Here is a 15,371-nt window from a genome sequence, read left to right on the forward strand (position 1 = left end):
ACAACAACTATTCGAGCAATTAACATTTGAGCAGGTAATGTCTATCTCCTCTTATAACTTTATTTTAGAAGCTCTTTTCTATGCAGCTTCATATTAAATTGGTATTAGTAGTGCAGAAAACTTTTTTGAGTCTCACGATGGACAGCCTGGAAGGTCAAAATAGCGGCTAAAACCCAATGCCCTCGTTCGATTTTTTGAGGAAGCTCAAAATTGCCGTTGCGTTGATAATCCTTTATTAATAAGGGTTTCAAGGCTTTTTCGCACTACTAAGCTTTTCGAATTCCAATGAAGACACACAAATTGCATGAGTTGTTTCGGCTATTTCCCCTATACCCCTACACCCTACTCAGCACTCAGTACTCTATGGTATGGACTGACCTTCATGCAAAAATACATCGTACCATCCGCTCGCGCCATTTATTTGAGCGTAACCAACGGCTATTAGTCGCAGTGTCCGGTGGACAAGATTCTCTGTGTTTAATCAAATTATTGTTAGATTTACAACCAAAATGGGGATGGCAATTAGGTATTGCTCATTTTGATCATTGCTGGCGTGTAGACTCCCAAGCCAATGCTGATCATGTAAAAAATTTAGCTGAGAATTGGGGTGTTTCTTTTTACTTAGAAACAGCCAATAAACCTGTAAATAGTGAAGCTACGGCTCGTGAATGGCGATATCAAACATTAGGTGCGATCGCCCAAGCCAACAATTACCAATATATAGTCACAGGACACACAGCCAGCGATCGCGCCGAAACTTTCCTCTACAACTTAATGCGCGGTACTGGTGCTGATGGCTTACAAGCGTTAACCTGGCAACGTCCACTAACTGGACATATTTTGTTAGTGCGTCCATTATTAGAAATTACTCGCAACCAAACAGAGCAATTTTGTCAAGAGTTTCAGCTACCAGTCTGGGAAGATTCCACCAATCAAGACTTAAAATATGCCCGTAATCGTATCCGTCAAGAATTAATTCCCTATTTACAAACAAATTTTAATCCCCAAGCGGAATTAGCCATAGCCCAAACCGCCGAACTACTACAAGCAGAAGTAGAGTATTTAGAACAAGCAGCCCAGCAGTTGCGAAAAGAGGCGATGAAATGGGGAGTGGGGAAAGATGGGGAAGAATTTTTATCTCCCTCATTTCCCTTATCTCCACTACGGCTTAACCGTCAGGTATTGCAGAAAGCACCATTAGCGCTGCAACGTCGGGTAATGCGACAGGTACTACAAGAAATACTTGCCGATGCTCCTAATTTTGAACATATCGAGAAATTAACAGCTTTAATTACAGCCCCCAACCGTTCGCAAACTGATCCTTTTCCTGGTGGAGCGATCGCTCAAGTCCAAGGCGATTGGATATGCTTACAATAGTGCTGTGGAGTAATTCGTACCTAAAAAAGTAATTTGGCATAACTCAGCACTTTTCATGATGCTAACAATTCAGGCTGACATAGAAAACTATTAATAGTCTGACGAATTTCGGCGATAGTTTGTAATTGATAATCCCCTGTTTCTTGGACTTGAGCTAAAGATTCTCCAATTCCTTGCAGCTTTTGCCTTAACTCATCCACGCAATCCTGGATTGGTTGTAATGCTTCTTGATAGAGATTTATTCGACTCCAGCATTCAGCAGTTGCTGTTTTTAGGGAAAGTAAGTCAGACTCTATAGTTTTCAGTTCTTGCTGCTTTTCTTCGAGGTCGTGGGCTTGATTATCAATCATCCCTTGATCTAGCTCAATAGCAGAACGCATTTGTTCAATTTCTCTTTCCAGTTGCTGTAATTCCTGGGATTGTTTTTGTCGCTGAGTTTCGATTTGTAACAGAAGTGGGCTAAAATCAACGCTGTTATCTTCTTCGGTATTGGCAACAGGTTGCCCTTGTCGCTTTAGCAGTATATTTTGGTGTTGCTGAATCAACTTTTGCCTAGCTAACAAATTGCGCCTTTGTCCGACCAAAGTTTGATTGAGCATCTGATACAGGTCTTGTTCATCTGCCAATTCCATCTGCAAATTAACTAAATCTTGCTCGGATGCTTGGTTAATTTTTTGTTGCAGTTCGTCTATGGTTTGTTGTTTATATGTCAGTTCTTGTTCCTGGTCATGAACAAAGCTAGAATCTATTCCCAACTTATCTGTTAAGTCTTGAATGATCTTTTGTAATTCATCTAAGGGCATTTTTTCTAGCGCTTGGACATCAACTTTCTGGTTAGGCATCACGTTACCAGAAGTAGCAGCCAGAGAATTAATTTGTTGATATAAAGCTTCTTGAGATTGTAACTGCTCTTTTACTATACGAATATGTTCTTCTTTGCCTACAAGAGAGGCTGTATTCACTTTTAATTGAGCAGTTTGCTGTTGTAAAGAATCTTGTGCTTGTTTTAATGAATTTTGGCGATCGCTGTATGTTTGTGCCAGCTTATCAGCTTCTTCTTGCTTTTGATTAACTAAAGTTTTTTGTTGTTCTAGATTTTGCCAATGGGGATTAAGAGTAGCTTGCTGTTTTTCGATTAATTCAACAGCTAGATGTAGATGTTCGCGCACTGTTTCTGTAGGAGCAATGCGAGTAGACAAGCGATCAAGTAATTCACTCATCGCCTGACTTTGTGATGCGTCCAAAACATTACCTTCTTGCAAACGCTCCTCTAGGCGACGTTGCTCACCCCGCAGATGCTCCCAAGCTCCTTCTAATTCTTGACGATTACGTTCAATTTCTCCTTGTAATTGATCAATTTGTTCGCGGGATGTGTCCACTTCCTGTTTTTGGGCTTCCAGGCGTTGAAACTCATCTTCCATTTCGTGCAACTGTTCCAGTCGCGCCTCCATATCCATTTCCCGGCGATTCAACTCCTGCGCCTGGAATGTCAGAGACTCTTTCCATTGGTCAATTTCATCTTCTTTGAGCTTATATTTTTCCAACTGGCGGGAAAAATTTTGCAAAATGTTAACGAGCGGCCTGCCCGCTTCTTGAATCCTCTGCACTTGACGATTTGGCGTGAGTTCTACCAAAACCAGTGCGCCATCATTTAATTTGCTGGCTTCCTCGGCTGCGATTACTTCTTCCGACACAGTACTCCAATTCTGGTCGGTTCGCTGACAAGCTAGCAGTTTTAATTCGGTTTTGGAACTACCACTCAGTAAGCCGCCTTTCTGCTTTTGTACTTCTGCTAAATACAGCACACCGTTCTTCCTCTTGTGTACTTGATGTCTATGTTTTGAGATATACCTTATACAATTCTGCTAAATTGTCTTATTTCACCTAAATTAAGTGAAAACAGACGAACAAAACTATTTATAGACGTAAAATATATCGTCCCGATATTTATAACAGCAAATTACTTGTTGTCTTTAATATTTTGTACTGATGGCAGTTATGATGACTTCCGTGTTATCACTAACTTTATCTGAAAATTATTAAGGAAATTTACAGTTTATCTCTCAATGTATTCTCTAAAAAATGGGGATCAGGGAGCAGGGGGAGATAATTAACAACTAACAACTATTGACTGTTGATTCGTGACTATTGACTCTGGACTAAACTAAATGCAGGGAAATTTACAGGAAATTGACATTCGCAGTATCCTGCAATTGATTGAATTAGGGCAGCGAACTGGACAACTTTTGATCGAAGCTCCTAGCTTATACAAGTGTGATACAAGCGTTCAAGAATATTTAGGGGAGCCTGATTATTTGAAGAACTGCCAACAACAATATTGGCTGATCTTTTTTCTGAATGGTCAAATTATTTATTGCCAAAAAGGAGATGATAATTTGTTGCGGATTGATGATTATTTACGTCATCATCGCGTAGAAATGCGTCTAGACAAAGAACATCTAGCTGATTTAGGTAAACTAAATTCTTCAGAATATGGCTATCTTTGGCTGTTATTAGAGACAAATCTTATTAATCCTAAGATATTTGAAAATATTATCTACCGCTTAGTTTGTGAGACATTGTTTGACTTGTTGAGATTAAATCAAGGTAGCTTTATCTTTTGTCAGGATACAGCGATCGCACCCCAATTAACTAGTTGGGAGATTTCGCCATTAGTCACTCAAATCACCCAACAATTACAAGAATGGCACCAGCTATCTCCCTATATTCAGTCTCCAGAACAATTACCAGTCCTTGCTGATAAAGTTCACTTACATTCATCACTTCCAGAAGCCACCATGAATAAACTCAAGCAATGGGCTGACGGGAAAACCCCCTTACGGCAACTGGCGCGTCATCTCAACCGAGACATTTTGACAGTCGCCAAAGTCATTTATCCTTATGTACAGCAAGGTTGGTTAAAACTAACCTATCCAGAAACAAGTAATTCTCCGACAAATATCCATGTAGTAGGGAATAAAAAGAAAGCAAAAATACTATGTATTGACGATACAACCAGTATTTGTAAAACTGTAGAGTCTATTCTGCAAGCACAAGAATATGAAGCGATGGGCTACGCTCTACCGGAGATAATCGCTTTAAGCAATCCCCTAGAAGCTCTAAGTCTAATTTTTCAACTCCAGCCAAATTTAATTTTATGTGACATCGCTATGCGGGAACTCAATGGTTATGAGATTTGTTCCATGCTGCGCCAATCTCAAGTATTTCGGTATATACCGATGATTATGTTGAGTAGTAAAGATAAATTTATAGATCAAATCAGAACTAGAATGTACGGAGCAACAGACTATCTCACAAAACCTTTTCATGATCATGAATTACTCATGCTCATCACAAAATACATAAATGTCTAGGGACTGAAGATTAGAGGCTAAGGACTAGGGGCTAGTCAAGAAATAAAAACTTTCTGTCTCCTACTTTTCCCAACTAGAACCTCTCAGGCAAAAGCCCACGATGAAGAAATAAAAACGTTTCTTCTCTAGCCTCCAAGCTCTAGCTTCTAACCTCCAGTCTCTAGCCTTTAATCCCTAGTCCCTATTTAGACTTGTTGATTCCATAAAAAATCGAGTAAAAAATGTTATCACAGAATGAACCTAACTCCAAGACAAAGTATTATCTAGACAATTAACCAAAAAAATAGAATTAATTTATACAGTAATTTTTGTGGGGAGATCAGGGAATGTTCCAAACAGGAACGTCTACATCAGGAGGTAGATAGCCATTTATGAGTACAGTTCTGATTGTGGAAGACAGTCTTGCACAGAGGGAGATGATTACAGACCTCCTGAAAGCCAGTGGCTTAACAGTCACCCATGCGACTGACGGATTAGAAGCATTAGAGGCGATTAAAGTAGAACCTCCCGATCTAGTCGTCTTAGATATTGTCATGCCCAAAATGAATGGCTACGAAGTTTGTCGTCGATTGAAGTCAGATCCGAAAACCCAAAACGTCCCTGTAGTCATGTGTTCTTCTAAAGGAGAAGAATTTGACCGCTACTGGGGGATGAAACAAGGTGCGGATGCTTACATAGCAAAACCGTTTCAACCAACCGAATTGGTAGGAACAGTCAAACAACTACTGCGAGGATAAGGATGAAAACAACATGGTCAGCAAACCGGACTTTTTAAATGGCAGTGGTCAAGATCATTTCCGTCCTGAATTACAAGTAGAAAGTCCCGAAGGTGAGTTACATTTACGGTTTTACATTCCCTCGCATCAGGAGTTTGCACTACCCGCAACTGGTATTCGAGAGGTGATGGAACTAAGCCCCGATAGAATCACCCCGATTCCTAATGCTTCTCCTTTACTTTTGGGTACTCTAAATTTACGAGGTCGAGTAATTTGGGTGGCAGATTTGGGTCAATTTCTAGGAGAAGCAACTCCTTTAAACACAGACCGAGCAGAGATTCCGGTGATTGCTGTTCAAGAGCAAGACACAACTGTGGGTTTAGCAGTGGACGCAATTGGTGGTATGGATTGGCTAGATGTACAAAACCTCATGCCACCTACAAACACACCGGATACTATGGCTCCCTTTTTGCGGGGAGAGTGGTTATTAGAGCCTAAAAACAACCAATCTCTAAGACTACTCGACCAAATGGCAATTTTGCGGAGTGCAAGGTGGGCAGGATGAAATTGGGAGGGGAGCAAATGGCAGCAAGTATAGACGAATACCTCGAAAAATATCAGCAGGCTTGTACAGCCTACGCGCAACAAAAATATGAAGTTGCCGCTAGTTTAGTTGATCTGGTCGTGCAGAATGTGCCAGATGATCCTAACTGCCATTTACTACGGGGTCACGTCTACTATGTTTTGCAACAGTTTGATGTGGCAACCGGAGAATACGAAAAAGTAATGGAGTTGACGGATGACTTTGAGCTGATTGGCTTTGCCCAAAATGGTCTGGAAAATATTAGCCAATATCAACAATCAGTTCCCGAACAGGCTGATAGTGTGGACAATGATGAGTCAATAGATTTAGGTGCATTTGCATTTAAGGAAGAAGATTTAGATTTGGGGTCAATTGGAGATTTTGATAGCAACTTTGATTTAAATGCTTTAGAAGAACAGCAATCATTAGGAGATACAGATGAATTGTCTTTAGATAATCCATTTGAAACGCCTACAGATAGCATTTCTTTTAATAAAATCCCAGAATCTGTAGAATCCATCCCAGCCTTTAGTGATGATCCTTTTGCCTTAAATATTGAGCAGACAGAAGCAGAGCAGAATGCAGACTCAGACTCTCACCACGGGCAGGAAGCATTAGAGTTACCTCTATTTTGGCAAGAAGAGAGTCTTGACCAACCACAGACTGATAATAATTTATTAGATAGTGGCAAAGATTCGTTAAGCGATGACCAAGGGTTGGTCATAGACCATCGCCAAAGTAATATAGATTCACCTTTTGCAGAATTTGACACAACAAACAGTTTTATTGGGCAAGCTTCTGTAACTGAATTCTTAACAAAAAATAGTCAAGAAGCAAGTACTCAAGACTTGGAATTAGTCAAAAATAGCCAAGAAAGTCAAAATTCATCAACTGGTAAAGAAGAACTCAGAAATGGTGCAATTCCCTTAGAAAAGTTACCTAACGATAGTCAAGATAATCTTGCTCATTCTGATTCAAATAATTGGTTACAAGAAATAGCTTCTCAAGAAGAAATATTAGGATCATCAGCATCTGTTAATAGTGATTTTACTTTGAAATCACAATCATCTCCTAATAGTATCAAAGAAGAGATGGGTGACTTTGATGTTGATGAAAGCTTTGATTTTGAAGCATTTGAATCGGCTTTTGGGTCAGAAAGTGCGGCAATAGATGAAGATACAGGCGTTATCTTCAATAAAGAAAATTCTAAAAGTAATATCGAGTTTTTAGACGACTTTGACGAATTTGACGATTTAGGTAATATTCCTGGATTTGATTTGGCAGAAGCAGATTCCAGCTTCAGTGATGTCATGCTTTCTAGTTCTACGGAAATCAATAGCACCCCACTGAGCAAAGTTGCAGAAAGTACTGCAAATGCTACAGACCGGGACGAGGAGCTATTTAGCATCACTGGCTCTCAAGAAGCAGTACCAATCTTTAGCCAAACAGATGCTCCCAAGGTAGAAGCTAACGTCAACGTCGAACAAGGATGGTTAGCGCCATTAGAAAATGCTTCCCTAGACAAAAAACCTTGGGTAGTCGCTGGTACGGTTGGGGTTTTCTCTGCTTTGGTTGTTGCCACAGTTGGCTTTACCGCCACTAACTTTTCTCCTCCCGAACAACGGGAATCTTTACGCAATACAGGTTGGGCGATGTCTTTGGCAGCCGGGATTACAGGTTTTGCCGCAGCCGCTTTCATGGGGAACGTCACCCTCAAGCAAATGCGCCGCACCACCAAGGATTTACAAGCACAATTTGATGCCGTTCGTCAAGGCAGTTTGAATGTGCAAGCCACGGTGTTTTCCGAAGATGAACTAGGGCAGTTGGCGGCTGGCTTCAATGAAATGGCGCGGGTAATTTTTACTACCACCAATGAAGCCCAACGCAAAGCTGATGAACAAGAGGAAGCCAAAGAAAACCTCCAACGTCAAGTAATTCGCTTACTGGATGATGTAGAAGGGGCGGCTAGAGGTGATTTGACAGTACAAGCGGAAGTGACAGCCGACGTACTGGGAGCTGTCGCCGATGCCTTTAACCTGACAATTCAAAACCTCCGGGATATTGTCCAGCAGGTGAAAGTGGCTGCTAAGGAAGTAACCAAAGGTGCAACTAATTCGGAAACCTTTGCTAGAGCCTTATCTAGTGATGCCTTGCGTCAAGCCGAAGAGTTGGGAGTCACCTTAAATTCTGTGCAAGTGATGACTGATTCAATTCAACGAGTGGCGGAAGCAGCACGGGAAGCGGAGAAAGTGGCGCGCGATGCTAGTACGATCGCTCTCAAAGGTGGAGAAGCTGTAGAAAATACTGTGGCGGGTATTTTGGAAATTCGGGAAACTGTAGCGGAAACTACCCGGAAGGTGAAACGCTTGGCGGAATCTTCTCAAGAAATTTCTAAGATTGTCGCCTTGATTTCGCAAATTGCCTCCCGTACTAACTTACTCGCACTCAACGCCAGTATTGAAGCGGCGAGAGCGGGAGAGGCCGGAAGAGGGTTTGCCATCGTAGCCGATGAAGTCCGCCAGTTAGCGGATAAATCAGCCAAATCCTTAAAGGAAATTGAGCAAATTGTGATGCAAATCCAGAGCGAAACAGGCTCAGTAATGACCGCAATGGAAGAAGGTACACAACAGGTAATCAAAGGCACAAAATTGGCAGAAGAAGCCAAGCGATCGCTGGAAAATATCATTCAAGTAGCGAATCGCATCGATAGTTTGGTGCGCTCAATCACCAGCGATACCGTAGAACAAACAGAAACATCCCGCGCCGTCGCTCAGGTAATGCAATCGGTGGAATTGACAGCTCAAGAAACTTCTCAGGAAGCACAACGAGTTTCCGGCGCTCTGCAAAACCTAGTTGGTGTGTCCCGCGACTTGATTTCTTCCGTAGAACGTTTCCGCGTGGAAACAATGGAAACAAGGTAATTAGTCAAGAGTCCAAAGTCCAAAGTTCAAAGTTTACCTAATTAACTATTGACTAATGACTGTTGACTGTTGACTGTTGACTACTGACTATTGACTAAAAAACTATGCTACCGGAACAACAACAGAGGATTTTAGGTTACTTTATTGAAGAAGCCAGAGACCACCTGAATACAATCGAACAGGGGTTACTCAATCTTCAGAGTACCTTAAACGACCCGGAAATGATCAACGAAGTTTTCCGGGCGGCTCACTCCATTAAAGGGGGAGCAGCAATGCTTGGCTTAACTAGCATTCAGCACACCTCTCATCGTTTAGAAGATTGTTTTAAAGTTCTCAAAGAGAATCCGATTCAGGTTGACCAAAAATTAGAGTCGTTATTTCTTGGCGTTTCCGATACCCTGAAGGCGCTATTAGAACAGTTAAGCGGGCCGTTCGGTTTATCGGAAGAAGTTGCTAATACTTTGATGTCGGAAACAGAGCCAGTTTTTCAATGGCTACATGAGCATTTGGAACAACTCGTACAAAAAGGTGGTGCTGGCGAAGTTGGTGATCATGCAGTCAATCAACCAAACCCAGCAGATAGCGTGGGTACACTCACAGAAATCTTCTTTCGCCAAGATGTTTCAACTACAAAAGAAGAAACCCACCAAACAACTCCAGTTCTACCAACATATTCCCCAGTTGTTGCGACAGCTAATGATCAGTGGAGCGAGTTTCAAGTCCAAGTGTTACAAACACTCAGGGAAATGTTGCAATTATTTAAGCAACCAGCAACATCAGCATCTAGGCAAGATTTACAAGACTGCTGTAATCAGTTAGTCAAACTGGGAAAAACATGGAATTTGCCTAACTGGTCTAATTTATGCAAAGCCGCAGCCAGCGCGATCGCTAATCAAGAAAATACATATCTCACTTTAGCTAAAATCGTCATTACGGAAATTAAACAGGCCCAAGAATTAGTCCTGCGAAGCAGGGAAACCGAAATCACAATAAGTCATCGGCTAGAAGCACTCTGGGGCTTTCCAGAAATGCCATTGTTAGAAGTAGCTCAAAATTTACTCGGTGACGTTCCAACTTCTGTCACTCAATCATTTATAGCACCAGTAATTTATGAACCTAAATCTACCATTACTGAAAATAGTGAACCTCTGATTGAATCACCAACAGATAGCGTAACTAGCCTAACTGAAATATCTGAGCAACTTTATCCCCAGACAGTAATAGCAGAAAAAGCTGAAACTGAAGATATTCTATTTAATAACGAAGACCATACATCACAGAGTAGCAGCAAAATCCACACCCACGGACCAGAAGTAGGATTAGCTGAATTAAATACGCTTGCTGATTTGTTTGAAGGTGAGACACCAGAACTAGATGAAACATGGCAACAAGAAGAAATTCTAGATATCACAGATGGTAATGACTTGGGAGTAGATATCAGTGACAGTAATAATGAAGAAAATGATAATGATATCGCTGATTTCTTATCCCTAGATGAAGATAAAAAAGAAATACCAACTACTTCCCATAATACAGAAGATTTAAGCTTATTATTTGGTGAAAACTTCTTAGGTAAAGATAATTTAGAATCACAAGATTTCTTTAAAGCTCCTATTACTGCTAGTGAAATATTACAAGAAAATAGAGAAAAAGCTGGCAGTCTACCAGATAATTCTGATGTTATAGAGGATTTATTGGCATTAAAGCTTGATGAAATTATACAGTCTGACAGTAAGGTAAATCTGCCAGAGGTCTCAAGTAATTTTGATGATTTATTCTTGGATACTGATATAAATACAGATAGTTTAGAAGAAATTAAACTACCTAATGTTATAGAATCTAAGCTAATAAATATACCAGAAAGTTTATCCTTAAATAATCTATTTAATGATTTGGAAGAAAGTACACAATTATCTTCAGACGAATCAGAAATTAGCGATTTATTTGATTTACCACCAGCAACAGTATTAGGTTTTGATCAAACAGAAAATGATTTGGGAAATTTCTGGAACTCAGAAACTGAAGTCGAACCAGATCAAAGATTAGAATCTATCTTAGAGCAAGATATAGTTCAGGCTTTAGAGGAAAGTTTGTTTGCAGCTGCGTCTTCCGGTGAAATTTTTGGTGAAAATCAACAGCCTACATCATCCTTGGCGGAAAATTTAGAACCAAAAGATTTAGATATTCAGCAGTTAGATTTGGTATTCTCATCAGAGATTGAAAACGAATTGTTTGGAGAACTTACAGAAAATGATTCCAGTATTCATAGTATTAGCGATGAACTCCAGTCACTGGGGGACTGTCGGGAACTTTTTCTACCGGAAAATCATGGTTTTTCACAACAACCAGAAGTATTAGATTTTATTCCCGAATTTACTACCCAATCCCAAGAATTATCCTCTATAGATTCATCCCAGCCATTTGCTGAATCGGAGGTTGATTTATTTGACGATATTTATGAAAATAGCCATTCTTTAGTAATAGAAAGTATAGAAAATTCAGAAAATAATAACTTATTCGCCACTACAAGCAGATTAAATTTACAACATCCAGAAACAGTTATTGATTTTTCTGATGCAACAGTTGCAGAAACTAGTGAACTTGAATTAGATGATGATTTATCAGCGTTAACCAATGAGTTGATAGATATTGCTGTTGAAGAAATTGATGATTCTGGTAGTTTAGAAACAGTTATTGATTTTTCTGATGTAACAGTTGCAGAAACTAGTGAACTTGAATTAGATGATGATTTATCAGCGTTAACCAATGAGTTGATAGATATTGCTGTTGAAGAAACTGATGATTCTGGTAGTTTAGAAACAGTTATTGATTTTTCTGATGTAACAGTTGCAGAAACTAGTGAACTTGAATTAGATGATGATTTACTGATTACAGATTCAGATTTATCAGCGTTAGCCAATGAGTTGATAGATATTGCTGTTGAAGAAACTGATGATTCTGGTAGTTTAGAAACAGTTATTGATTTTTCTGATGCAACAGTTGCAGAAACTAATGAACTTGAATTAAATGATGATTTACTGATTACAGATTCAGATTTATCAGCGTTAGCCAATGAGTTGATAGATATTGCTGTTGAAGAAACTGATGATTCTGATAGTTTAGAAACAGTTATTGATTTTTCTGATGCAACAGTTGCAGAAACTAATGAACTTAAATTAGACGATGATTTATCAGCGTTAACCAATGAGTTGATAGATATTGCTGTTGAAGAGACTGATGAACTTGAATTAGATGATGATTTATCAGCGTTAACCAATGAGTTGATAGATATTGCTGTTGAAGAGACTGATGATTCTGATAGTTTAGAAACAGTTATTGATTTTTCTGATGTAACAGTTGCAGAAACTAATGAACTTGAATTAGATGATGATTTATCAGCGTTAGCCAATGAGTTGATAGATATTGCTGTTGAAGAAACTGATGATTCTGATAGTTTAGAAACAGTTATTGATTTTTCTGATGTAACAGTTGCAGAAACTAGTGAACTTGAATTAGATGATGATTTATCAGCGTTAACCCTAGATGAGTTAATCACGGAAACTCATGACTTCACAGATTTTGAAGTTGAGGAAAGTACTCCACCTACTCCAGAATCTAGTGAATTGATGCTAAGTCTGACAACTGATGAAAGTCCAGAAACCATAAGTCCTGAAGTCTCAGAAGACATAGCAGATTTATCATCGCTTTTAGTAGATATAACTCCAGCATCGGAAATTGTAGCAGAGGCTGCTACCCCTACAACAGTAGAGATACCAGAGTCAGTAAGCTCGGATACCTATATTCAAGATGAATTTGCTGATCTAGAAGCATTGTTAGAAGTAGAAGTGACATCCAGTGCTAATAGTGCTTCCATAGCAGCAAATGACTTTGCAGCCTTAGAAGCGCTGCTGGGTGAAGATAATCTTGAGACAGCGACTGATGAGCAGCAACCTGCTGTAGCAAAAAATAGACAAACTAATTCTAGTATTCCTACAACATCATTCGACTTAGGAGATGAATTTAGTGATCTGGAGAAACTCTTAGCAGAAGCAGACCAAACCATCTCCCTCTCATCGCCAACTAAACAAACCATAGGCAAAACTCCACGTAATTCTAATCGGCGGACGGCGAGATTTGAAGAAACGATGAAAGTGCCGGTCAAGCAGTTGGATGAAATGAGCAATTTGGTGGGTGAATTGGTAGTCAACCGCAACACCTTAGAGCAGGATCATGAAAAACTGCGACAATCATTAGATAACTTGCTGGTTCAAGTGCAACAGCTCTCAGATGTGGGCGCGAGGATGCAGGAATTATATGAGCGATCGCTCTTAGAAGCTTCTTTATTAGCAAGTCGGAAAACTAGAGAACCTGTCTACGAAGCACCCGATGCAAATAGCGATCGCGGTTTTAGTGAATTAGAAATGGATCGCTTCACCCCCTTCCACACCTTGTCTCAGGAAATGATCGAACTCATCGTCAGGGTGCGGGAGTCAGCCAGTGACATTGATTTTGTCACCGAAGAAACCGAACGAGTCGCTAGACAATTCCGTCAAGTCACGACTCAACTGCAAGAAGGGTTGACAAAGGCGCGCATGGTGCCATTTTCTCAGACGATTGACCGCTTGCGGCGAGGGGTGCGCGACAATGCTATCAAGTTTGGTAAACAGGTGGAATTAGTGATTGAAGGTGGCGATACCCTGATTGACAAGATGATTTTGGATCATCTCAATGACCCACTCACGCATATGCTCAACAATGCGATCGCTCATGGTATCGAAACTCCAGAAATTAGGGAAGCAGGCGGTAAACCACCAGTGGGAACCATTACCATCCGCGCCTTTCACCAAGGAAACCAAACTGTAATTTCTGTGGGTGATGACGGTGCAGGTATCGATACAGAACGCATCAAAGCCAAAGCTGTTAAATTGGGCATGATGACACCAGAACAGGCAAAAACCATTTCTCGCCTGGAAATCTATGACCTACTGTTCCAAGCCGGTTTTAGTACCAAAGATGAAGCTGATGAAATTTCTGGACGGGGCGTGGGAATGGATGTGGTACGTTCCGAAATCAGCGAAATTCGCGGGGCGGTGAATACAGATTCGACTGTTGGTAAGGGAACCACCTTCACAATTCGCCTACCGTTGACCTTAAGTATTTGTAAGGCTCTGTGCTGTGTCTCCGATAAAGCCCGGATTGCCTTCTCGATGGATGGTGTGGAAGATACCCTAGATATACCAAGCAAAAACGTCCAACATAATGCCGATGGACAATCATTCATTTCTTGGCGAGATACAGTCTTACCTTTCCGACCGTTGAAAGACCTACTAACCTTCAATCGTCAACTCGGTCGCGGTAATGTCTACGGAGGTACTAGAGATGATGATATGATTTCCGTCGTCGTCGTGCGATCCGGTAATACTTTAATAGCTCTCCAGATTGACCAAGTATTGAGTGAGCAAGAAATTGTTATTAAACAATTTGAAGGGCCAGCACCTAAACCAATAGGTGTAGCCGGTGCTACAGTCTTGGGTGATGGTCGTATCATGCCCATAGCTGATGTACTGGAAATTATCGATATCTTCCAAGGACGGATGTCCAAACACGCTGGTGGCACACTTTGGCAACAGACACCGCCAGTGGCGATCGAAATCCCGGCTGTGAAGATTGACCCAACTGTACTAATTGTGGATGACTCCATCACAGTCCGAGAGTTGCTATCGCTCACTTTCAACAAAGCAGGTTATCGCGTTGAACAAGCTCGTGACGGTCAGGAAGCTTGGGACAAACTCCGCTCTGGTCTACCTTGCGATATCGTCTTCTGCGACATCGAAATGCCCCGTTGCGACGGACTAGAGTTGCTCTCACGTATCCAAAAGGACTCCACGCTCAACCACTTACCTATTGCTATGCTCACCTCAAGGGGTGCGGATAAACACCGACAAATGGCAATTCAACTCGGTGCTAGTGGTTACTTTACCAAACCTTACCTGGAGGAAGCTTTGTTAGAAGCCGCAGTGCGGATGCTGAAAGGTGAGAAATTAGTTAGTCACAGTAACGCTTAAATTTGGAGATGGGGTAGGGAAAAATTTTCTACACCCCATCTGCAAGTAAGAAAGCTAATTCAGCAAGAATCAGATTATTTACCTCAAAATCTTCATTTATAGGGCTTTCATCCGCCGCAACTGAGCAAGGAAGTTGCGGCTATGCTACATTCTTAAACAGGAGACTGATATTTATAGTAGATACTTGTAAAAAAATACCTTAAAAGAGCTAAGTAGGTAGACACAATTAAATATAAAATAAAGTTTTGTTTGTAGTGAGCGATTTATTGCTCACTTACCAGGTTTTAAAGGGCTAAAGCCCTTACTACCAACTTTTATTTTATTAAGCCTTTCTA

Annotated in this window: 7 protein-coding genes; 6 read left to right on the forward strand and 1 reads right to left on the reverse strand. The window is 40.6% G+C overall.

Going from position 1 to position 15,371, the window contains the following annotated elements:
* The first annotated feature begins 363 nt into the window (after positions 1 to 363).
* Positions 364 to 1,377, forward strand: coding sequence for a tRNA lysidine(34) synthetase TilS (gene tilS / locus H6G18_RS19670; RefSeq protein ID WP_190408789.1), 1,014 nt, complete (start codon positions 364 to 366; stop codon positions 1,375 to 1,377).
* A gap of 53 nt (positions 1,378 to 1,430) precedes the next feature.
* Here the strand turns inward: tilS and hmpF are convergent, their stop codons facing one another.
* Positions 1,431 to 3,182 carry a pilus motility taxis protein HmpF gene (gene hmpF, locus H6G18_RS19675; protein ID WP_190408790.1) on the reverse strand — a complete coding sequence of 584 codons (1,752 nt, stop codon included), beginning with the start codon at positions 3,180 to 3,182 and terminating at the stop codon, positions 1,431 to 1,433.
* Between the two features lie 363 nt (positions 3,183 to 3,545).
* Between hmpF and H6G18_RS19680 the strand changes: the two genes are divergently transcribed.
* From H6G18_RS19680 to H6G18_RS19700, 5 genes are all read left to right on the forward strand, one after another.
* On the forward strand, positions 3,546 to 4,751 hold the full coding sequence (locus H6G18_RS19680) for a response regulator (protein ID WP_190408791.1): 1,206 nt from the start codon (positions 3,546 to 3,548) through the stop codon (positions 4,749 to 4,751).
* Between the two features lie 371 nt (positions 4,752 to 5,122).
* Entirely contained in the window at positions 5,123 to 5,488 is a 366-nt protein-coding gene (locus H6G18_RS19685; RefSeq protein WP_190408792.1) for a response regulator transcription factor, read from the forward strand.
* A 13-nt stretch (positions 5,489 to 5,501) separates the two neighbouring features.
* On the forward strand, positions 5,502 to 6,032 hold the full coding sequence (locus H6G18_RS19690; protein ID WP_190408793.1) for a chemotaxis protein CheW: 531 nt from the start codon (positions 5,502 to 5,504) through the stop codon (positions 6,030 to 6,032).
* A gap of 17 nt (positions 6,033 to 6,049) precedes the next feature.
* Complete coding sequence (locus H6G18_RS19695; RefSeq protein ID WP_190408794.1) at positions 6,050 to 8,971, forward strand: methyl-accepting chemotaxis protein; 2,922 nt, start codon at positions 6,050 to 6,052, stop codon at positions 8,969 to 8,971.
* Positions 8,972 to 9,075: 104 nt separating this feature from the next.
* Positions 9,076 to 15,036, forward strand: coding sequence for a hybrid sensor histidine kinase/response regulator (locus tag H6G18_RS19700; RefSeq protein WP_190408795.1), 5,961 nt, complete (start codon positions 9,076 to 9,078; stop codon positions 15,034 to 15,036).
* Positions 15,037 to 15,371 lie beyond the last annotated feature (335 nt).

The organism is Anabaena subtropica FACHB-260, assembly GCF_014697105.1.
GTDB classification, from domain to species: domain Bacteria; phylum Cyanobacteriota; class Cyanobacteriia; order Cyanobacteriales; family Nostocaceae; genus Trichormus; species Trichormus subtropicus.